Source organism: Novipirellula methanifontis, from assembly GCF_052161655.1.
GTDB lineage: Bacteria > Planctomycetota > Planctomycetia > Pirellulales > Pirellulaceae > Novipirellula.
The window spans coordinates 507410-528753 of the sequence record NZ_CP197418.1 but is presented as its reverse complement, the minus strand read 5'-3'; the positions used below and the strand labels follow the sequence as shown (position 1 = coordinate 528753).

The window sequence follows — 21344 nt, the reverse complement described above, 5'->3', positions numbered from 1 at the left end:
GCCGCCAATCGCATCAGACAAGATCTTTAATACTATCAATGAGTCGGTCGATCACCTCGTCGTCGGTTTTTGGATTAAAAAACACCGCTTTCCAAGCCGGCAACTGGACGCCATGGGGACAATAACCAATCGACGTGGTGAAGCTCAATCTTGCATCAACGGCAGGATCGAGAGTGGCCGCTCGCTTATTGTAGAGTCGCTTGATTTCTCCAAAATACTGCGTCTGCTCTTCGACCGACATTGTCCCGTCTTCGAGTTGCTTGAACAACGCTTTGGCGTTGCGTCCTCGAGGCAACACCCACCAACAAACACTGGGCCCGAGTGTATTTAAGTTCAGCACTTTGCAAAAATCGAGTTCTTCGATTCGCCTTTTCAACTGGTTCGCCTTATCAATCGCATTGGCCACCAGACAACGGTAGCCGTTCAGCCCAATGCCATTGAGCGAAGCCATCACGGCGTAAGGACCAATCCCAGGACGCGAGCACTCCAGCGTAAACAGCGCGGGATCGTGTCGAAAATCAGCTTCGGAAAAATAAGGAATCTCCTCGAGAGTCCGTGTCAGGTGCAACAGATCGTCACGATGGCGAACAATAAACGCACTCGACGGATAGTGTCCCCAACCCATTTTGTGAAAGTCGAGGGTGACCGAGTCGGCATAACGAAATCCGACGGTTGCTTGCTGTGTACGCTGGATCAACTTCAGCGTTTCTGCGTTCGCCCCGAGCGGATTGCCTTGGATATTGTATTCGGTCAAAAAGCAACTGATCCAACCGACCGCAGCATCCGCGTGCAGATGTGCCGGTGTGACGTCATATTGTTGTGATTTACGATCGATGATCTCTTTAATCGATTGAATGTCATCAATCCCAAAGGCATCCGTGGTGCCGAAGGTGGCGATGACAAAGGCAACCTTGACGCCATCGGAGTACAGCTCGTCAAGCTTTTGCTCCAAACGGTCCAGCCGCATCGACATATTTTCATCTGTCGGAATCGAATGCAGATTTTTGACTCCGATACCTAACCAACCAGCCAAGGTCGCGTTGGAATAGTGCCCCGCCTCGGAAACCAGTCCCGCCAATTTCTTTTCGCCGATCCCATTCTGCATTGTGCCGGGAGCGACTTTTTCAATCCCGATTTTCCCACCATACAGATTCGAGATCGTGCCTCCGATCGTAAACACACCCCAAGGCGACTCGGTGTGATAGAAGATCAAATTCGCAAGCGCCGTTATCGATTTGACCTCCAATTCATTGGATCGCAAACAATACGTATCCACACAGAGATTGGGGTTCTTCAGCAGAGCCGCAATCGATCCGATCAACGAGGCAAAGTTGGGTGGACCTTTAACGTTTTCGAGATGGAGTTTTGATTGCCAACTATCGGTTCCCCAATAGTATGGAAAGATGGCGTCACGCGCATCCTTTAGATTCCCCGGCAAAGTATGAATCTCAGGATTTGCTTGAGCCGTTTCGTAGTTGCGAGACATCAATCGGCCCGGCGGCATCGATTGCTCGGCTTCGAGCGCCGATAACATTTCGCCAAATATTTGCATTAGTTCGTCTCGCCGACATGTAAAAAACATATCGACCAAATATTGCAGCTTCTTCGCGTCCATCATGTTTCCTTCGACTCATGAATTCAATCATTGCATTAAGCAGGTGGGCAGAATTGATTGGGTGAAATCCTATTAGCCGCTTGGGCAATAGCCCCGGTTGAACGATGGAACCGTGGCTAGCGCCAAAGCGGCTAATAAACCGAACGACTCCTGCCCACCTGCTTAAAGAGCGATCCAAACGCCCCGCTTTGCATGATAGGTCTGCTTGCCTTCGTTCAACAGGAGTCGCTGCCATTCGAAAGCGGGACGCTGCGGGCATGGCAGCAACAGGAAATTCCCTTAGCCAACGGTCTGCGCTTTGCATTCGGCACGAAACTCGGTGGGCGTTGTCCCCGTTTCGCGTTTGAAGACGGCGGCCATGTATTCGGCGTACTCAAATCCGGCACGCTGGGCGATTTCATGAATGGACAAATCTGTTTCACGTAGCAATACCTTGATGCGGTCGATACGCACTCGCATGATCTCTTCGTGCGGCGTGTGGCCAATCAGTTGCATGAAGCGATGCTCCAGTGCCCGCCGCGACAGCGAGACATGACGCAGGATGTCGGTGACTCGAATGTTGGCAAGGGCATGACGGCGAATGTAGCTGAGCGCCCGAGCCACCTCGGCATCTTCGATCGCCAGCGTATCCGTGGACTGGCGGACACGAATTCCCAGCGGCTGTGTGATCAATCGTTGGCGGGGGGACACCGACTCGCCTTGCATCATCCGGTCCAGAAGCTCCGCGGCCTCGTAGCCCGTTGACTTTGTGTCGGGAATCACGCTGGAGAGGTTCGGTTCGGCCAACTCACAAATCAAGCGATCATCGTCGACACCCAACACTGCGATCTCTTCGGGAACTGCGATCTGAAGTTCGCGACAAACATCCAATACCTGCTGAGCCTGGAAATCGTAACAAGCCATGATCGCTGCTGGCCGCGGCAATTGATTCAGCCACGCCGCGATCGCTCGCTTCTCGGCATCCCAGCTAAAGCTTGAATCATAGCGAGGGGTCATCTGGTGCTCGTGAAACGAACATCCCGCCGCCAACGTCATTCGCTTGAAATGATCACGCCGGAGATTGGACCACTCAAATCCGGGATCGCCACAGTAGGCCAACTGCGAGAATCCGCGTTCGGTGAAATGTTGTACCCCCAAACGCGAGATCGCCTCGTCATCGGTATCGGCCCAGGGAATGCCTTTGACGTGACGCGCCGCACTGAGATCAACGATCGGAAGTCCAAATTTTCTCAGATGCCGACCGATCGTGTCGGTTTCGATCCGGGCGATGATGCCGTCCCCTTTCCATGACTGCAGCCATGCCGGCGGAGCCGCCCCACGCTCTTGTTCGGTCAGGTGAATTGACCAATTTGCATGGTGTTTTGCGTACGCAATGATCCCATCCAACAACCCGCGGCAATAGCCGTTGGACGTCTCAATCAATAGTGCCACAGAACGCCGCGTCATCAAATCTCCCTAAACCGAAGCCAAACCAACATGTGAAATATCTCTGATCGATTGCGAAAAGTCTACTGGATCAAGGCTACTTCGGAAGAGAAAATACGCCATAGTCCGGTGCTTGAAGGGAGGTGACCGGCCATCGACTGCGGTGGCAACGTGTATACTTTCAAGCAGCCTACCTAGCTTAATGCGTGAAATTTATCTGATTCTCCATCCTTCCGATTTAACAAGGCGAGCCTACCTGTGAGTGCATTTCCTGAAGTTTCCAAAATCAAGTACGAAGGCCCTGATTCGGACAACCCGCTTGCGTTTCGTTGGTACAACCCCGACGAAGTAGTCGCGGGCAAGACGATGAAGGAGCACTTGCGCTTCACCGTCACGTATTGGCACACGTTTCGGGGCACCGGCAGCGATCCGTTCGGCGGCGGAACCATGCAGCGGCCTTGGGACGACGGCAGCGAATCGGTTGAAAACGCATGCAAACGTGCGCGAGCGGCGTTTGAGTTCTTTGAAAAACTGGACGCTCCGTTTTACGCGTTCCACGATCGCGACGTGGCTCCCGAAGGCGCGTCGCTGAAAGAGTCCAATGCAAACTTTGACGCCGTTGCAAAAGTGCTCGGCGAAGAACAGCAGCGAACGGGTGTCAAATTGCTGTGGGGCACCGCCAACATGTTCAGCAATCCGCGTTTCATGCACGGTGCAGCAACGACGTGCAACGTCGAAGTGTTTGCCTATGCAGCGGCACAAGTAAAGAAGGCCATGGAGGTCACCAAACAACTCGGTGGCGAAAACTACGTGTTCTGGGGCGGTCGAGAAGGCTATCAGTGCCTTTACAACACCGACATGAAACGCGAACTCGATCACCTCGCTCGCTTCTTTCACATGGCCGTCGACTACGCGAAAGAGATCGGTTTCAAGGGACAATTCTTGATTGAACCCAAACCGAAAGAGCCGACCAAGCATCAGTACGATTCGGATGCCGCAGCCTGTTTGAACTTCCTGCGTGCCTACGATCTGACCGATCACTTCAAACTGAACATCGAAACCAACCATGCGACCTTGGCCGGTCACGAAATGATGCACGAACTCGAGTACGCCGGCATGCAAGGCGCACTGGGTTCGATCGACGCCAACACCGGCGACTTGCTGTTAGGCTGGGACACCGACCAATTTGCAACCAACTACTACCTAACGACTCAGACCATGTTGGTGCTACTAAAGTACGGCTTGGCACCAGGCGGAGTGAACTTTGACGCAAAAGTCCGCCGCGAAAGCTTTGAACCGATCGACTTGTTCTACTCGCACATCGGCAGCATGGACGCGTTCGCTCGCGGTTTGAAAGTGGCAGCGAACATCATCGACGATGGCGCCCTGAGCAACCTGGTCGATCAGCGATATAGCAGCTGGGACGGCGAATTGGGCAAGAAAATTGAATCGGGAAAAACAACCTTCAGCGAGCTCGAAAAACTGATGCTCGAAAAAGGCGAAGCTACTGCAAACACGAGCGGTCGCCAAGAATTGCTTGAAAATATCTTCAATCGCTACTTGGACAAAAAGTAGTTTTCCTCGTTTAACTGCCAGCCTGTGGATCACAACTCCGCAGGCTGGCGGTCACGACCGAGGCGTTTTGCATCAATGCTGTGAAGCATTTTCTGGTAGCTACCTTCGCCAGAAGGTGGTGATTCGCATTTGGACGGCAACTATCCACGCTGGTCCACGCTCTGGCGAGCGTAGCTACAGAACGTAAATGCCGTAATTCTCCGACTCTAAATGCTACACAGCGTTGGTTTTGTATGCTCGTGATTACGTCGCAATTTCCCCGGGGGTGACGTGACAAAATATTGCAATCGTTGTCCCCTAGCCCCCACGATCATCTTAAGGTGGCTAGAAAGCGTATTGGAGTATTGAGTGCCGTTGATTAAAATCCAAGCGTTGTCCACAAGTCGACAGCAACGAAGAAGACCGTAACTTCGTGCCCCATTTCCGCAACCTCGTGTCCGTGCTAACGGCTGGCAAGGTGAGACGGCGGGCAAATCAACAAGTCGCTGAGTCACATTCGCGAAGAATGTGACCCCACCGTACAGTGACTTTTGGCTGCGAGACCGACTTGGCTGCAACATGAATTGGCCGCTCAGTCGTATCGACGCTGCCAATTCCTTTCTTCATCCGGATTGAAACGTGAGCAGTCCCATCTTGAATACGCCACTGCGTATCTATCTGTTAGTTATCGCCACAATCAGTGGCACGACATGCGTTTTGCATGGCAAGGAAACAATCGACTTCAGCGACCAAGTCAGCCCAATCCTGTCGGACAAGTGCTTTCATTGCCATGGTCCTGATGCCGAAAACCAGGATTCCGATTTCAGGGCCGACAGCAAAGAAAATCTGTTTGCAGATTTGGGCGGTTACTTTGCGGTCGTGCCGGGCGAATTGGAATCGAGCGAATTACACGCGCGCATCCACAGTACCGACGAAGGCGACCAGATGCCGCCGCCGGATAGTAACCGATCGCTGTCGGCGGAAGAAATACGCATTCTCGATTTGTGGATCAAGCAAGGTGCTCCCTACGAAGGCCATTGGGCGTTCGAAACTCCGCGAAAGCCCGAAGTCCCCATCGACGTGATAAAGTCGGCGGAATCGCAAGCGGGCTGGGATCCGGCCACGATCGAGCGTTGGTCGTCGAACCCGATCGATGCGTTTGTCGGTCGACGCTTGATTAAATCAGGACTTCCTCCATCGCCCGCGGCGGATGTACTGACCCAGCTGCGACGAGCATCATTGACGTTGACGGGTCTGCTGCCGCCTGAAGACCTTCAAGACATGGTGAAAGCGAACCCGACGGACGAAACGTATCGTCGCGCCGTGGACCGTCTGCTCGATTCGATGGCGTATGCTGAACGTCAATCGCTTCGCTGGCTCGACGCCGCGCGGTATGCCGACACCGATGGGTATCAGAACGACAACGGCCGAACGAATTGGCCATGGCGAGACTGGGTCACTAAAGCCTATTACGACAACATGCCGTTCGATCAGTTCACGATTGAGCAGCTGGCTGGCGATATGTTACCCGACGCCACCGCGTCGCAACGACTCGCAACGACGTTCAACCGGAACCATCGCCAGAACAGCGAAGGGGGAGCTCTCGCCGCAGAATTTCTGGTGGAAAACGTCATCGACCGCGTGGAAACCACCTCCACGGTTTGGATGGGATTGACGTTTGGCTGTGCGCGTTGTCACGACCACAAATATGATCCGCTGAGCCAGAAAGAATTCTTTCAACTTTACAGCTATTTCAACAACATTGGCGAACGAGGGATTGGCAAAGGCTTGGACGCGATGCCAACGATGACGGCGGTCTCGCCGCTGACACCAGTTCCCGATGAAGTCGTCGCAGCATACGAAGATGCTAAACGAGAGCAGACCGCTTCCCGAAATGGGCTGTTCAAACGCATGAATACGTGGATTGAAGAAATCAGGGACACCTTGCCTGCTTCACCCTACACGAATTGGAGCGATGCGACGATCGTAAACGCAACACTCCGCGGCAACGGCAAACTTCGTGTCAACGACGACAACACCATCGAGTACTTGCCTGCGGAATCCGCTTCGGGAGTGGTATATGAAATCGAACTGCAACCGTTCGCATCATCGGATGCAAACTTGGAACCTCAGCGGATCGACGCGTTGCAAATCGAAGCCATCGTGGATGATGCGTTTACCAAACCGAATCAATTAGCACCGAGCTCCAATGGCAACTTTGTGCTGACGGATGTGAAGCTTTCAGTCGAGGAAAAGCCAATTGAAATCGTCTCGGCTTCGGCGAGTCGCCAGCAACCAAACTACAGCCCCGACAATGTGCTGGATGATGATATGCGTTCGGGATGGGCTATCCACGGCAATAAAGCCGAGAACGTCCGCTTGACCCTGGAACTCAAGACCCCCATTCATCCCGCCCCAAAGACGACGATCAAGGTCTCGATGAGCTTCACTCGAGATTTCCCTAATCATTCGATCGGCAAGTTTCGACTGCAAACGGCAGCACAAAATGGAAACGCGGAGCGTGAAGATTTGATCGCAGACCAATCAATCGTGGCGATCCTGCGAAAACCGTTGAAATCACGTTCTAAGGACGAACAAACAAAGCTTTCCAAATACTACGAGTCGATTGACCTTGAATTGAAGCAAGCTGAACAACGCTTCAAAGATGCAGAAAAGACACTGAAGAGTACGGGCGCTAAGTTCGCGACCACGATGGTGATGAAAGAACGCGACGGCGATCCGCTGCCCGCGTATTTGCTGATGCGAGGCCAGTACGATGCACCGGACAAGAGCGAGGTGCTATCGCGTGGCGTTCCCGTTGCCCTGTTATCGTCAGCGGACGCATCTCAGCCCGCTGACCGGCTCGAATTAGCGAAGTGGCTGGTCTCTCGCGAGCATCCGCTAACCGCTCGCGTGACCGTCAACCGCATCTGGCAAGACCATTTTGGAACCGGCTTGGTTTCCACCAGTGAAGATTTTGGATTGCAAGGCGATGTTCCGACGCATCCCGAGTTGCTGGATTGGTTGGCCGTCGAATTCATCGAATCTGGCTGGGACGTTAAAGCGATGCATCGGCTGATTGTAACAAGTGCAACGTATCGGCAATCGTCGCGCAGCAGCGATGCCATCATCGCCGCTGATCCCAAGAATCGCCTGCTGGCGCATGGGCCACGCTACCGCAACGATGGCTTTGTCATTCGCGACGTCGCGATGCAGGCCAGCGGTCTGCTGAACAAAGAAGTCGGCGGCCCGTCGGTCAAACCGTATCAACCCGACGGTTTATGGGAATCGTTGGCGGCTAACGCGGGAACAAAGTACCGCATCAGCGGCGGCAACGCGTTGTATCGCAAGAGCATGTACTCGTACTGGAAACGCGCAGTCAATCCACCGCGTCAAATCATCTTTGACGGGGGCGGACGCGAGGTTTGCAATGTTCGAGTCCGTCGCACCAATACGCCACTGCAAGCGTTGGTATTGATGAACGACCCCACTTTCATCGAAGCAGCTCGAAAACTTTCCGAGCGAGCTCTGCTGATGCCTGAGCTTTCGGACACCGAGCGAATCGAAGCGATGTATCAGCTGGCGATTGCGAAGCCGATTTCAGACCGCTCGAGCAAAGTCTTGCTCGGCTCACTCACCTATTTTCGTGAACATTTCAAGGCCAAGCCGGATGATGCAGTCAAGCTGATCTCGACGGGAGAGTCACCCCGCGACGAAAGTCTCGACGTGACAGAACATGCGGCATGGACCTCCGTCGCTCACTTAATTTTCAACCTCGATCAGTTTGTTTCGGTTGAGTAAGGAATGTCTCGATCGAACCAACTTTCAATCGCTCGAAAATTCCCTAACACACTTCCCCCACCGCCTCGTGGACTCGTGATGACCATGCCCACCGACAATCAAAAGCCGAACCAAGTCGCTGACGAAAGCCGATTGATGCTGACACGTCGGCATTTCTTTGGGCGAACCGCGTCGGGCGTAGGAACCGCAGCACTCGCATCGATGCTAGGCAGCGAAGCTTGGGCCGCCGAAGCCACGCCATCTGCACCCGAGTTCCCAGCCCCAAGCGGCGTGCTGAAGCAGTATCACAACCCGCCCAAAGCCAAACGGGTCATCTACCTGTTTCAAAGCGGTGCGCCATCGCAGCAAGAACTGTTCGACCCGAAACCGCTGCTCCGCGAGCACGAAGGCAAAGAGCTGCGTGATTTCGTCGACATGAATCAGCGGGTCACGGGGATGACGGCAGGACAAAGTAAGTTTCCTCTGGCGGGAGCTCGCTGGAAATTCGATAAATTCGGCGAAGCGGGGACCGAGATGTGCAGCGAACTGATCCCGCACATCGGCTCGCTTGCCGATGACATGTGCCTGATCCGGTCGATGCAAACCGAAGCGATCAACCATGACCCGGCAATCACGTTTTTCCAGACGGGACATCAATTGGCGGGACGGCCAAGTATCGGTTCATGGATGCATTATGGACTGGGTTCGATGAACGATAATCTGCCGACATTCATTGCCATGGTGTCGCGTGGTACGGGGCGTCCCAATTGCCAACCGCTCTATGATCGACTGTGGGGCAGCGGATTTTTGCCGTCAACCTATGCGGGTGTCAAACTGATGAGCATCGGCGACCCGGTGCTTTATCTGAGTAACCCCGACGGGCTCGATGCAACGGCGCGGCGGCGGATGCTCGATGATTTAGCGAAGCTGAATGAAGAAAAGCTTGACGAATTCGGCGACCCGGAAATTCACACACGTATTCAACAATACGAGTTGGCTTATCGGATGCAGACCTCGGTTCCAGAATTGACCGATTTCTCGGATGAACCGCAACACGTGCTCGATAGTTATGGTCCCGACGTGATGAAACGCGGCACGTATGCCAACAATTGCTTGCTGGCTCGGCGATTGACGGAACGAGACGTGCGATTCATCCAGTTGTTCCACATGGGATGGGACCAACATTTCACCATGCCCAAACAATTGCCTGGGCAATGCCGCGATACCGATCAACCCACTGCGGCTCTGGTGAACGACCTGAAACGCCTTGGATTGCTCGAAGACACCTTGGTCGTGTGGGGCGGCGAGTTTGGGCGAACGTCTTATTGCCAAGGGGCGCTGAACGCAGAAACCTACGGACGTGATCATCATCCACGATGCTTCTCGCTGTGGATGGCCGGGGCAGGCATCAAACCGGGGATGACCTACGGTGCTACGGACGAGGTGTGCTACAACATCACCGAAAATCCAGTTCACGTGCACGATTTGCATGCCACCATCATGCAGCAAATGGGCATCGATCACGAAAAGCTGACCTTCCGATTCCAAGGACGCTACTTTCGGTTGACCGATGTTCATGGTCATGTGGTCAATGACATTTTGGCTTAGCCGCGTTCGACCCAAATCTGCGGTACGAATCACAAGCGATCGATGTCTATAGACACCGAAGAACTGTATAGATTTTAAGTTTCAGGTCGACTTTGATGAACAAATCGGCTGCGCATCCTTCAGTTCTCCGGCTTGTGCAACGAGCTGACGCTTTGCAAGTGCTGCAATTGCTTGCACATCAGGCACCACAGTGCCAACAAATTCCGCAGCGATCAAATTGAACCGCGTCGCAGCGCAATCCCCCATCGACGCTTTTGCGAAAAAAACGAAGCCATCCGTCTAGTCCGACGCAGCCACACCAACCGAGGGAGATGCGCAAGAGCAAGGGGCATCGTGGAAACGCTACTTCACCGCTGTGCATGGCAGTTCCCCCTAGTGGATCCACCGAAATCGCAGGCTGGATCGTGCCACCGACCGCCACATCAAGGCGACGCACACATTGGCGCGGGGTTTGCGAACCCGACCTTCTTAGGCGGTATGAGTGTGAGCCGAATATTTCCATTCGGCTTGAGTCCATTTACTTCTTGAAGGGTCTTTGTAATGCAGTTTCCGCAACGTCGCCTCGCTTTTACGCTCGTTGAACTTTTGGTCGTTATCGCCATTATTGGTGTATTGGTTGGCTTGCTGTTGCCTGCGGTTCAAGCAGCACGCGAAGCAGCACGGCGAATGTCATGTTCGAACAACATGAAGCAAATCGGGCTTGGCCTGCACAACTACCACAGTGCGTTTAATAAGTTCCCTTATTCCGCGGGTAAGGCGGGATCGATTACGTCAGGCACCGCGATCCCCGGACAAACCAACGTCCGAAATCACCGTGGTTGGATGGGAGTATTGCCCTACATCGAGCAGCAAAACCTGTACGAACAAATCGACACCTCGATGTCGACAGGGTCCTACGTTCGCGATTCAGGCCAAAGCACGCTTTCGGGCCCCAAGCCAGGCGAATTCGGCAATACCAACGACGTGGCCATCAGCACCGCCGTCGAGTCATTCTTGTGTCCTTCGGATCCAAACCCAACTCATTACGCAACGACTTCGAGTACAAGCTATTCGATCTCGCCAGGCACGACCACACTTGAAGGAGCGTTCACGAATTACGAGTTCAGTATTCGCCGAATTTCATCTTCGGCGTCCAAGTGGAGCCAAGAAGATCAGTTGACGCGTCGCATGTTTGGCATGGACGATTCGTCTCGAATGCGAGATTTGATCGATGGTTCCAGTAACACGGTCGCGGTTTGTGAAACGCTTCGTGGCGTGCACGACGGTGTTCCGCAGACATGGGGATACACCAAGTGGGTCGGCAACGGCGTGGACTTGGCTTACAGCCTGGGGATCAACAACCTGCTGTGTTGTGCGTGGGATACGGTGCCCTTTAATCGAACGCGTCAAGCTAGTCGCTTGAGTGCTTGGTCGACCTCCGGCAGCGTGCATCCCGGCGGTGCTCAATTCACAATGGCCGACGGTTCAGTTCGGTTCATCAGTGAATCGACAGAAATTTCGATCCTACAGCACTTGGCGTACATCGCCGACGGTGAAGTCATCGAAGAGTTCTAAATCGGCTGTAATCTGACACCGGTCGCTCTCGTGTCGCGACCGCTTGAACACAGCAACGATACATTGACAACACGGCTCGCATGGGAGCCGTGTCCTTCCTGACCAAGATTGTTTTGACCCCTCTCGTAAAGTTATTCGGACATTAGAAAATGCAGATTTTAAATCCATTACTATGCAGCGTCGCAATTTTGACACTCGCCAGTATCGGTTGTGATGGCGGCACCACGTATGAAGTCGTTGCAGCAACAGGAACCGTGCTGCTCGATAACAAACCCATCGAGGGCGTCTCGTTGACGCTTGTTCCTCAGCGTGGCGTTATGGGGCGCGGCGGCTATGCAACAAGCGGCTCCGACGGCACGTTCACGCTGCAATCGGAACCAGAAGTCACGGGAGTCGTCCCGGGCAACTATATGGTGTTATTCCGCAAGTATGCGATGCCAGATGGCTCGCCGATTCCCCCAGGCACATCCGCAGCCGATGCGAACCTGATCAACCAGTTGCCTGAAATTTACAGCCATCCCGAGAAATCGCCGATCTATGCAACGATTCCAGCCACAGGACAAGAAGGATTGTCGTTTGAATTGAGCTCGCGCCCAAAGGCAACGAAGCGTTGAGCAGCTATGCCAAAGGTATTCGGTCTCACTTGAATGGGCGTTTTAGAGTTAGTCTGGACTATGAAACTTTTGAGTTCGCGTGTTTTTCAGGTTGTCGGAAGCTGCTCGCTTAGTGTGCTTCACCTCCCCGAAACTTGTTTTGGGGGAGGTCAGAACGAGCGGAGCAAGTTCTGGGTGGGGCATCGGGGTGTTAGAGATGACTGCGTGCACGTTCAGCGCCATTAGCCCTCCCCGGAATACTCGCTCCCAACTTCGTTGGGAGGGTAAAGCAAGTGGTTGCTACCACTCACCTTGAAATCCGCACAACTCCTTTTTTCACGAAGAAGTGACTGGATAAACGATACCAGGTCAAGATGAGTGAACCTGTGTTGCAAGAGGACTGAAAAAAATCGCTCTTGCAACCGGTTGCGCTGGTTGCAAGAGCGAAAGGGAATGCACCGTCATTCCTATTGCGACGAATGGGGAGCGATCCGAAGTTACGCCCGGGCGCCAGCCATCTCGCGGCACTCCGCAGCACATTTCTTGCATGCAGTTGCACATTCTTGGCAATGGTCCATATCGTGCTGCCCGCATTCCTTCGCACACGCTTCACAAACTTCCGCCAGCAATTCACAGGCTTTTGCACTGAATTGCGAATCGCGACTCATCAGCGCAACGGTGGACCAGCAAAGCGTTGCACAATCGCGGTCGGTGCGAATGCAATCGGCCATCTTCTTGACATCTTTTTCGCTAAGGCATGCCTCTGCGCAATGCTCACAGGCTTGGGCACAATCAAGACAAGCTTCGATACAACTGGAAAAACGTTGGTTACTCATCGTTACTCTCCATAGCGGGGGCGTGGTTCAAACAACACAGTCATGTGCCCCGCAACGTGGCTGTGTTTAGAGATAAAAGCACATGCGAATCGATCGTCAACGAACGAAACGGTCCCACGATCCATACGATTCCCTGATCTTGCCTCGCGGAATGGTGAAGATCAGCACAAGGATCCCGAGCACACTGCTGGTGATGGCAAACCCCGTGGTCGCCGAGTCAACCAACCAAGGACCGACGGCGACCGCAACCGCCAACAACGTATTGAAGTAGCGTGAAATGCGGATGACTTCGCCCATCGCGATCACCGAAACGGTCACGATCAACGCGCCACCGAGATGTCCAATATCCGCTGCGGTTGTTTTGATATCGATTCCGAACCAAGTGGGCGCGGCCATGATCCCGACCCCCAGTGCGGTACTGACCACCAATGTCCACGGAAAACTCATCCCCCAAATCGATGCTTTGATTACCTGCCACGGTTTCTCTGGCATCTCGATTAGCTCAGGGGATCGTTCGTCTTTGGTACATCCGTCTGCCTTCCCGCCTTTCCAAAAAATTTGCCACAACGACCCGCCTCGATCGCCACGCCGTTTGGCTTGGCGAACATGTTGGAACATCGCGACCACTTCATCTACTTCCAACGGGATCATCGGCAACATCACCATGGCCGCCAACAAACACATCGCGCACCAGTGGTGTACAAGCACCGGTTGTGAAATCACGAGGACAATATGCGTCAATCCCAGCGGGATAACCAAGACGCCAAAGAAGGCGACCATCCATGGCATCGTTCGCCAACGCGAGGGACTTCCCATGTATCCCATCATAAATTCAAAGGTATAGGACGCTACGCCGAGCCCACCGTCGGAGATCGGCCACATGTGGGACATCTTGGAATTGAGCACCTTCTTGGTCCCACTTTCAAATCCAAAGAAGGGGTCCCACACAAAGTCGATGTAACCAAGCTGGAACATCGCCAGATAACGCGAGACAACAAAGCCAACAAAGCCGGCGGCGATCATCGACCAGCGTTGCGGCCAACTCGACGGGTTGTAACTCCAACCGGGCGGCGTCGCCGGCCCGTGCTGCATGTACATGATCATGTTGGGCATCCCTGGGATCAGGATCGTTAACGCCATCACCAGAATGCCGACAAACGAATCGTTGACATAGGATGCAGCGGTAGGCGCCCAAAATAGAATCGGAGCAAAGGTCAACCAAACACCGACGAAACAACATGCCCATAAACTGTAGGGGCGATTGGGCTTGAGCGAACGCCATCCCAATACCACTAACAACAACCCCGAGATTACGTCGCTTGTGGTCATCAACCACGCACGCAACTGGCGAAGCTCTGCCGTTGATTCCTCGGCATACCATGGCCCCCGCCCACCGCTGGGGTCCACCCACAAAGCCTCGTTAAGGTAACCAAAGTTAAAGGGTGCCAAGATCAACCAGATCCCCAACATCGGCAGCGTCCAATAAACCCACAACGTTTGCTTGTGGTGCATTTTCAGCATCGACAGGCGATCATCGCGACTCATTTCATGCCCGGCCCCGTGATCACTGCTGTGGCCGCTGCCCTTGCCGTCCCCGTGATCCTCTTTAGGATCGTCCCCGTCGTGCTGCCCCTTTTTCATTGCCATTTCGGCCATCGGACGCGAGACGCCGCGGGATCCCATCATGCCGTGCTTCGATTGGTCGCTCATCGTTCAGACTGGTTATCGGTTGGGGTTTGAAGATTAGAGGATTGCATCCAATACATCAGACCACGCAAAACGAAACGGGTTGTTTCACACTCAATGGCCTATCCGCGATGGGATGCCCGATGAAACAAGCAAGATGGCAAATACCATGCCAGGGTACCGACTGAGCGGAAGAGTTTGAGACGGAGCGGCAGCGCGACCAGCGGCGTTATATTGCACTCAGTCGTGCGACGGCGGCGATCCTTCTCGGCCATGATAGGCCGGGGGAACGTAAAAATTCACGGTCTTTAGCGGGCCGTCGCCGAGATTAATGATCTCGTGTGTTTCATTCTGCTCGATCAGCAACAGTGTCCCCGATTTCAACGGGTAGCGTCTCTCTTGAACCACTGCCTCTCCTTCGCCAGAAACCACATAGAGCCATTGATCGCTGTTTTCATGACGATTGTCAGAGCCGCCCGTGGAGTCACCTTTAGCCAGCACCATCACCGCCGCCTGAGAACGCTCATTCCCTGCAACGACATGAAAGTTCGATAAGAATTCGAGTTGTCGGCGTAGCATGACGGGGGCTCCGTGTGTGATTGAAGATGAAGAGATTGCGTTGCACAAATTACCTTGCTGAAATTGCGTTGTTCAGTGCGAGGACGACTTCGCTGCATCCTTTCGATTGCCCAACGAACCGCTTGTCGAAACGCCAACACGATCCAGTGCGTCGAGCGACGATGCGTTCTTTGCCAGCACCGACAAGGAGCCTTCGGTCTCAATCACGACTGCGTCAACTTCGTTGGGTTCCGCGACGCCGTGTTGACGCATCGCTGCGAGCACTTCCTCTTGCGAAACCCGTTGCTTTCGCATCGCATCGGTAAGGAATTGCCCTTGAAAAAAGATCAAAGTGGGCTGGGCTTTGATCAATGTTTGATACCCCGAATAGCGCACCGCCAAAAAAGTGTTGACTAACTGAAGCAGCACAAGCAGTCCCAGAGCGAGCACCCCTTGGGTGAGCGAGACTTGTCTCGATGTCAAAATCGAAGCCAGGGTCGAGCCAAACGCGACGGTGACAACCAAATCAAACGCGTTCATTTTGGAAAGCGTGCGTTTGCCACTGAGTCGCAGCAAAAAGACAAGAGCGAGATACGACAACGTTCCGAGGACAAGGGTCCGCACTACGGGCGCCCAGCCGTCGAAGATCATTTTGAAGCCAATGTCATTCATGGCCGTTCAATCGATGCATTTTCCATGCCCAAAGTCGCCCGACGTCGGAGGAGTACAAACCGACGTCGGAAACGTCGGGCGACTTTATTGTACCATTTTGGAAACTAGATCCATTGATAGACCAACAGTCCGGCGGTCAATAGCGAAAAGGCGATTGCCAGCATCGCAATCAAACCATCACGTGCGAGGATCGCCAGACCAAATGCGGTGATCGCGGCACCCGCCACGTTGGCACTCATCGGCACGACTTCCATAATCGGTGTCGCCGTGGCAATTACGATGCAAACGGCTGCAATCACGTAGATGCCTGCATGGTCAACGAGATATGTGTAGCGTTCTTCGGACCAACGATCCAAAAATTGAGCAGGCTTCCGCAACCAACCGATCGTCTTGGACACCTTGGTACTGCTGACCTTGCGATTCTCTAGCCAGCCGGGAATCCAAAAATGGTCGCGTTTCATTACGACTTGGACACTGCCCAAAAGAACGATCAAGCCCATCATCACGGGGACGCCAGGGATGTCGCCGACCACGGGTGCGACCATGATCAATCCTGGCAACAATAACATCGGCGCGAACGAGTGTCTCCCCAGACGGTCCATCACATCGCCGATCGAGACTTTGGATCCGTCATCCGCTGCCGATTCGACGCGGTCCAGTACGCCCTGCAGATCGTGAACTTCGTCCTCGCCCGATTGCCCCTGATCGGACTGCTCCTTGCCGGATCGTTCTTTGTCGGATTGTCTCGGGTCATGTGAGTCATGCGACATCGGCTGCGACGAGACCGGCCGACTTTCATCTACTGTAAAATAGCTCATCCGAGTACCTTTCTCTCCATCGAAACTGGACGCACAATGACCGCTGCGGCAGTGGATCGACCAAGTTTCTTTGCGTTTGACTCCACAATGGATGTCCAAATCCTCAAAGCGACGACGTTCCAAAACGTAGCCTAGGCTACGTTAAGCCCAATGAGTAATTCTGCATACGATGTGCCAAAGAAGGTTAATAAAAATCTGGCAAATGCATTCGTGATGGGTACGCCAATTGCGACCTCGCTGTTTTTCAAAATTCAGTCATCGCCCTGGGATAACCGCTTGGGCGAGAGCATGCCATATGGCGGAAACAGGGATCGAGGAGACGTGTTATGAATCTCGAGTTGCTTACGACCTATCTAAATGATCATCGTGCCGGAGCGACTGCGGCGACCGACGTGATCGAGCGGCTAATCGACGAGAACCAGGGAGAACCGCTGGGCGACTTTGCTATAACCCTGCTGCGCGAAATCGAACAGGACAAGGCGGAACTCGAGGGACTGATCACGCGTTACGACGCGATGCCCGGAGCGGTCAAGCAAGCGGTGGCATGGGCCGGAGCTAAGGTAACGATGCCAAAGTTTGGACGACCACAGCAGGTGAATTCGGAAACTTTCAAGCTCTCGAATTTCTATTGATGGGCATTCTTGGCAAACGTGCATTGTGGCAGATGCTGCAATCTCTGAGCGATCCAGAACTGCTGAGCCTCGAATATGGACGGTTGATCGAGCGAGCGGAATCGCAATTCCAGCAAGTCGAACAATGGCGAATCCGTACCGGCACTATGGCAATGAACAGCAGGACGACGGTATAGGTCTGACCGATTCGGATTCTTATTACAAGCGAAAGCGGATCGGCAGCACTTCCTCAGACGCAACCGGATGCCCATAACGTTTCGCAGGCTGGCCCTGCCATGCCTGGACCGCTTCGACAGCCGCACGGTCCAAAGGCCCATGACCGCTGGAGCCAACAACTTCGACCCGCTCGACTCGCCCCGTGGCATCGATGATGAGCTTTAACTTCACCGTGCCTTCGAGACGCCGAGCCACTGCATCGGCAGGGTATTGGGGTGGGGCGTTGGCAGAAAAGTCGGCGGGAGTCCGCTCAGAGACTCCTGCCAGTTGTTCCATCGGATTCATGGAAACGCTGGGGGTGAACGCGGCCACAGGTGGCTGACGTGGACGTTTCGCAGCGACATCCGTCACGGTTGGCAGCTCGCGTTGCGGTTGCGATCGACGCGTCCGCGAAACGGGGGAATCGATTTGCACGTCGGGCACTCGCAAAGGCATCGGAACGATGGTCTTGGCGATCGTTGTTTGCCGATCGCGCAAGACGTCGTCCGTCAACGTGTCCGCAAACACAGGCTCCGCAACAAGGGCTTCCATTTCCGGTTCCGTCGCCAGATCGAGTGGCACTGGATCGATCGAGACAGGCGACGCAGAGGGCATCGTCATGCTCAGCTGGACAGTGACGACTTGCGAATCGCCATGCAGCGAGAAACGATCGATTACCGTCATCGGGACAGCACAAATCGCTGCCACCGCGGTGGCATGTAGGGCAAGGGAAAATCCCGTCGATCGTGCAAAAAGGCTAAAGTCTTTCACTTTGTTAAGTATAACTTCCCCGAGGCGGTCAAGCGAAGCCTATACATTTCGGGACCATGTTCAATCCAGACCTCGCGGCGTCCATCCAGCAATTCGGATGACGGAACAATACGCGGCAATGATTCCGAGGAGGCCCAATTTGACGGGGTAGGGACAGCAGGATCGGAAGGTTCAGAGTCTGTCACAGAAAGTCAGCTACGGCACTCGATAGAGGAATTAGAAGAACGGGGGGAACACCGGCGAGGTCGTCGACCGGCTTCGGAGGATTCTTCTTAGCACGGGGCGTGCCATGCGGCGGCGGCACGCAAAATCGCTGTTAATTTCGGTCATTTCGGGCTTTAGCGTGATCGGCCCGAAGATCACGGCGACGGATTACCCACCGACCCAGGCGAAGTTTCCACCGTCATTTCCGGCAAAATCGCTGTCGGCCGTTCGCAATACGTTGACTTTGACGCTGCCAAAGAAAGGCAATGAAGCAATCGAATCGAGTACACCGATGAAATGGGATAGCTCGATCAGAACGATTGCAAGCGTCTAGCCTTGTTGCCACGGCCGATGCATCGTTTGTGAAACAAGGATACTGCTGCTGTGAAACGGATTTCACGACTCGCCCTAGCGATGCTGGCCATGATTGGAATGGGCACGATTGGATTCAGTGAGGATGGATTCAACGCTGCGTCCGCACATCAAACCATCACTTTGGCAACGCTGCTGCAACAGGACGAGCAAGCCACCTTGCCGGAAATTGAAGTTCGGCCTCCCGACGTTCCGGCGACTCCTGAGCCATCGGCCGACCTCAATAGCCCTCCGACAGCTGCCTCAGGCGATCCAGAAACCGAGGCGTCCGCAAGTGAGTCGTTTGTGCCGTCGGGGGACGATTTCGGGATGCCTCCGTCGCCCCCCTCAGGCAATACCCCATCCCAAACGGACGCCGCGAACGAGGCGTTTTTCAACGAATCGTTTCCCTCGCTAAGCAATCAGATGTTCGGGGGTGGTGCAAGCAATCCAACGGGCCTGAACAGCGTCGTGCGTGGCGAGTCGGATCTGTTCAATACGCCACAAATGGCGACCATCATCGACCGCGATGACCTCGACCGACGCCAAGCCACCACGATGTATCGTGCATTGCAAAACGAAGTCGGCGTCACGCTTCAACAAACCGGCAACGGACAATTGTCGCCATTCATTCGCGGTTTGACCGGCCAACAAATTCTGGTCCTCGTGGATGGCATTCGCATGAATACTAGTATCCTGCGACCGGGCCCGAATCAATATGCTGCAACGATTGATCCAGGGTCGATCGAACGCATCGAAGTCATTCGCGGTGCCGAATCGGCGATGTGGGGCAGCGATGCGATCGGGGGCGTGATCAATGTCGTCACACGGTCCGCAGACCCGCTGCGTGGCGACTACTTCAGTCCTCAGTTTAGTCAAATCTATAGCACGGCGGAAGCATCGTCGTACACCCGGACGGGGTTCAGCGGTTGGTATAGAGCGACCGGTATCACGGGAGGCATCTCGTATCTGGATGTCGGCAATGTCGATGTCGGCGGCGATTTCGGGCGCCAACCTGCAACGGATTACACCCAGTACGCGGGCGACATTAAACTGCAACGGATGCTCAACGAAGATTCATTATTGACCGTCGCGCTGCAACATTTCGAGCAACAAGATCTCAAACGTAGCGATCGCTTCTTGCCCTTTGTGCTTGGTCCCGCTTCCGATGGAAGCGTGCCGACCCAGCGACCGACGGCGTTTGATCCGCAGCAACGTGATTTGATCTACGCACGACTCGAAGGTCTGGCGGCGGACGATCTTTTCTTTGCCGATGCCTATTCGTTAACACTATCGGGTTCACGCACCAAAGAGGCGAGCGTGGTGGATCGCTATTCCAGCAATAGCCCCGCGGCGGAACCCACGCGTCGTGAGATCGGTGAGTTCGATGATCTCGGTTGGGGTGCGACGCTGTCCGCAGTGAAAGGCATCGGTGACTTTGGCAAATTAACATACGGCACCGATTTTTATGCCGAATCGATCGACGCCGAGCGGGTCCGGATCGACAATCCCACATCGCCAGGGGCCACGCCAACGTCGACGGATCCTCAATACCCTGACGACTCCGCAGCCGATCGAGTGGGTGTATTTCTGTCGTGGAACGTACCGTTGACCGAGCGGCTCGACGCAACCACAAGCGTCCGCTACGAGAATATCAACGTTTCGGGCACTCCAAATTTTGACACGCTTGGTCCCACGTTTTTCGAGCGTTCGTATCAAGATTGGATTGCCAGTGTCGGGTTATCGTATTTGTTGACCGAACGAGTGCGTTTAGTGGGTGGCGTTTACGAAGGATTTCGTGCTCCGACCATTGACGATTTGACCGCGAACAAAACGTCCTTGCAAAACAATGCATCGGTGCCGCTCGTGGGCAACCTGTCTGCCCAAGCCGAGCACAGCTACACGTACGAGGTCGGGCTGAAATACAACCACGATCGGTTGCGATTGCAACTCGTCGAATACTGGACCGACTTCGACAGCATCCTGGCGCGGGAAACGATCGGGGGTTCGGACTTTCTGACCAATCAAACCGCATACCTCAACGGCACCGAACTCAGCGGCGAATACATGCTGTATCGCAACTTGTCGCTGTACGGAAACTTTGCCTACACGTATGGCCAACTGACCTCGACGGACGATCCGATTTCGCGGATCCCGCCCACCCAGGGAATCTTGGGAATGCGTTTGACGGTTCCTGAACCGCGAGCCTATGTCGATGTGTACACGTGGTTGGTGCGTCGCGCCGACCGCTACAACGACTCGAACCTCGGCGACGTGCGGTTCATCCCAGGCGGTACGCCGGGCTATGCAACACTGAACGTGCGGACGGGCCGATCGTTCGGCGACAAGAACCAACACCAGGTGTCGCTGTCGTTGGAAAACATCACGGACAAGTACTATCGCGTGCTCGGCAGCGGCGTCGACGGGACAGGTTTCAACGCCGTCTTTGGCTATCAGTACGCGATGTGATCGAAGTGCCTTTGGCATCGTTG

At 54.3% G+C, this 21344-nt stretch carries 18 protein-coding genes; 9 read left to right on the top strand and 9 right to left on the bottom strand.

Translation table 11 applies throughout. The annotated features are described in order from the left end of the window. Positions 1 to 13: 13 nt before the first annotated feature. Together SH528x_RS01890 and SH528x_RS01885 are read right to left on the bottom strand one after the other, a co-directional pair. A complete protein-coding gene (locus SH528x_RS01890; protein WP_442508845.1) occupies positions 14 to 1618 on the bottom strand; it encodes a pyridoxal phosphate-dependent decarboxylase family protein in 1605 nt (534 codons plus the stop codon). A gap of 276 nt (positions 1619 to 1894) precedes the next feature. Then, a complete protein-coding gene (locus tag SH528x_RS01885) occupies positions 1895 to 3061 on the bottom strand; it encodes a substrate-binding domain-containing protein (protein WP_442508844.1) in 1167 nt (388 codons plus the stop codon). Between the two features lie 237 nt (positions 3062 to 3298). Between SH528x_RS01885 and xylA the strand changes: the two genes are divergently transcribed. From xylA to SH528x_RS01860, 5 genes are all read left to right on the top strand, one after another. Then, on the top strand, positions 3299 to 4615 hold the full coding sequence (gene xylA / locus SH528x_RS01880; protein WP_442508843.1) for a xylose isomerase: 1317 nt from the start codon (positions 3299 to 3301) through the stop codon (positions 4613 to 4615). A gap of 618 nt (positions 4616 to 5233) precedes the next feature. Further along, positions 5234 to 8395, top strand: a complete 3162-nt coding sequence (locus tag SH528x_RS01875) for a PSD1 and planctomycete cytochrome C domain-containing protein (RefSeq protein WP_442508842.1) — start codon at positions 5234 to 5236, stop codon at positions 8393 to 8395. A gap of 78 nt (positions 8396 to 8473) precedes the next feature. Beyond that, positions 8474 to 9982, top strand: a complete 1509-nt coding sequence (locus SH528x_RS01870; protein ID WP_442512062.1) for a DUF1501 domain-containing protein — start codon at positions 8474 to 8476, stop codon at positions 9980 to 9982. Positions 9983 to 10522: 540 nt separating this feature from the next. After that, the gene (locus tag SH528x_RS01865) at positions 10523 to 11536 is read left to right on the top strand and encodes a DUF1559 family PulG-like putative transporter (RefSeq protein ID WP_442508841.1); all 1014 of its coding nucleotides are present in this window, start codon (positions 10523 to 10525) and stop codon (positions 11534 to 11536) included. Between the two features lie 149 nt (positions 11537 to 11685). Next, positions 11686 to 12150: a carboxypeptidase-like regulatory domain-containing protein gene (locus SH528x_RS01860; protein ID WP_442508840.1), complete on the top strand. Its 465-nt coding sequence runs from the start codon at positions 11686 to 11688 to the stop codon at positions 12148 to 12150. A 476-nt stretch (positions 12151 to 12626) separates the two neighbouring features. Here the strand turns inward: SH528x_RS01860 and SH528x_RS01855 are convergent, their stop codons facing one another. The 5 genes from SH528x_RS01855 to SH528x_RS01835 all read right to left on the bottom strand — a co-directional run bounded on the left by SH528x_RS01855 (position 12627) and on the right by SH528x_RS01835 (position 16699). Then, entirely contained in the window at positions 12627 to 12965 is a 339-nt protein-coding gene (locus SH528x_RS01855; RefSeq protein ID WP_442508839.1) for a four-helix bundle copper-binding protein, read from the bottom strand. A 96-nt stretch (positions 12966 to 13061) separates the two neighbouring features. Continuing rightward, complete coding sequence (locus SH528x_RS01850; RefSeq protein WP_442508838.1) at positions 13062 to 14675, bottom strand: vitamin K epoxide reductase family protein; 1614 nt, start codon at positions 14673 to 14675, stop codon at positions 13062 to 13064. A 216-nt stretch (positions 14676 to 14891) separates the two neighbouring features. Then, positions 14892 to 15230: a cupin domain-containing protein gene (locus SH528x_RS01845; protein ID WP_442508837.1), complete on the bottom strand. Its 339-nt coding sequence runs from the start codon at positions 15228 to 15230 to the stop codon at positions 14892 to 14894. Between the two features lie 72 nt (positions 15231 to 15302). Further along, entirely contained in the window at positions 15303 to 15881 is a 579-nt protein-coding gene (locus SH528x_RS01840; protein ID WP_442508836.1) for a DUF421 domain-containing protein, read from the bottom strand. Positions 15882 to 15985: 104 nt separating this feature from the next. Next, positions 15986 to 16699 (bottom strand): exopolysaccharide biosynthesis protein, encoded by a 714-nt coding sequence (locus tag SH528x_RS01835; RefSeq protein ID WP_442508835.1) that lies wholly within the window; start codon positions 16697 to 16699, stop codon positions 15986 to 15988. Between the two features lie 326 nt (positions 16700 to 17025). Here SH528x_RS01835 and SH528x_RS01830 point away from each other — a divergent pair, with 326 nt between their 5' ends. Beyond that, positions 17026 to 17331 (top strand): hypothetical protein, encoded by a 306-nt coding sequence (locus SH528x_RS01830; protein WP_442508834.1) that lies wholly within the window; start codon positions 17026 to 17028, stop codon positions 17329 to 17331. Beyond that, positions 17331 to 17507 carry a hypothetical protein gene (locus SH528x_RS01825; protein WP_442508833.1) on the top strand — a complete coding sequence of 59 codons (177 nt, stop codon included), beginning with the start codon at positions 17331 to 17333 and terminating at the stop codon, positions 17505 to 17507. Before SH528x_RS01830 ends, SH528x_RS01825 begins: the two co-directional genes overlap by 1 nt. Before the next feature lie 22 nt (positions 17508 to 17529). On the opposite strand, the gene SH528x_RS01820 is transcribed toward SH528x_RS01825, so the two are convergent. Next, the gene (locus SH528x_RS01820) at positions 17530 to 18297 is read right to left on the bottom strand and encodes a TonB family protein (RefSeq protein ID WP_442508832.1); all 768 of its coding nucleotides are present in this window, start codon (positions 18295 to 18297) and stop codon (positions 17530 to 17532) included. After that, entirely contained in the window at positions 18294 to 18482 is a 189-nt protein-coding gene (locus SH528x_RS01815; protein WP_442508831.1) for a hemin uptake protein HemP, read from the bottom strand. The genes SH528x_RS01820 and SH528x_RS01815 overlap by 4 nt, the downstream gene beginning before the upstream one ends. A 104-nt stretch (positions 18483 to 18586) precedes the next feature. Here SH528x_RS01815 and SH528x_RS01810 point away from each other — a divergent pair, with 104 nt between their 5' ends. Continuing rightward, positions 18587 to 18835: a hypothetical protein gene (locus SH528x_RS01810; RefSeq protein ID WP_442508830.1), complete on the top strand. Its 249-nt coding sequence runs from the start codon at positions 18587 to 18589 to the stop codon at positions 18833 to 18835. 50 nt (positions 18836 to 18885) lie between these two features. Beyond that, a complete protein-coding gene (locus SH528x_RS01805; RefSeq protein WP_442508829.1) occupies positions 18886 to 21321 on the top strand; it encodes a TonB-dependent receptor plug domain-containing protein in 2436 nt (811 codons plus the stop codon). The last annotated feature ends 23 nt before the right edge of the window (positions 21322 to 21344 follow it).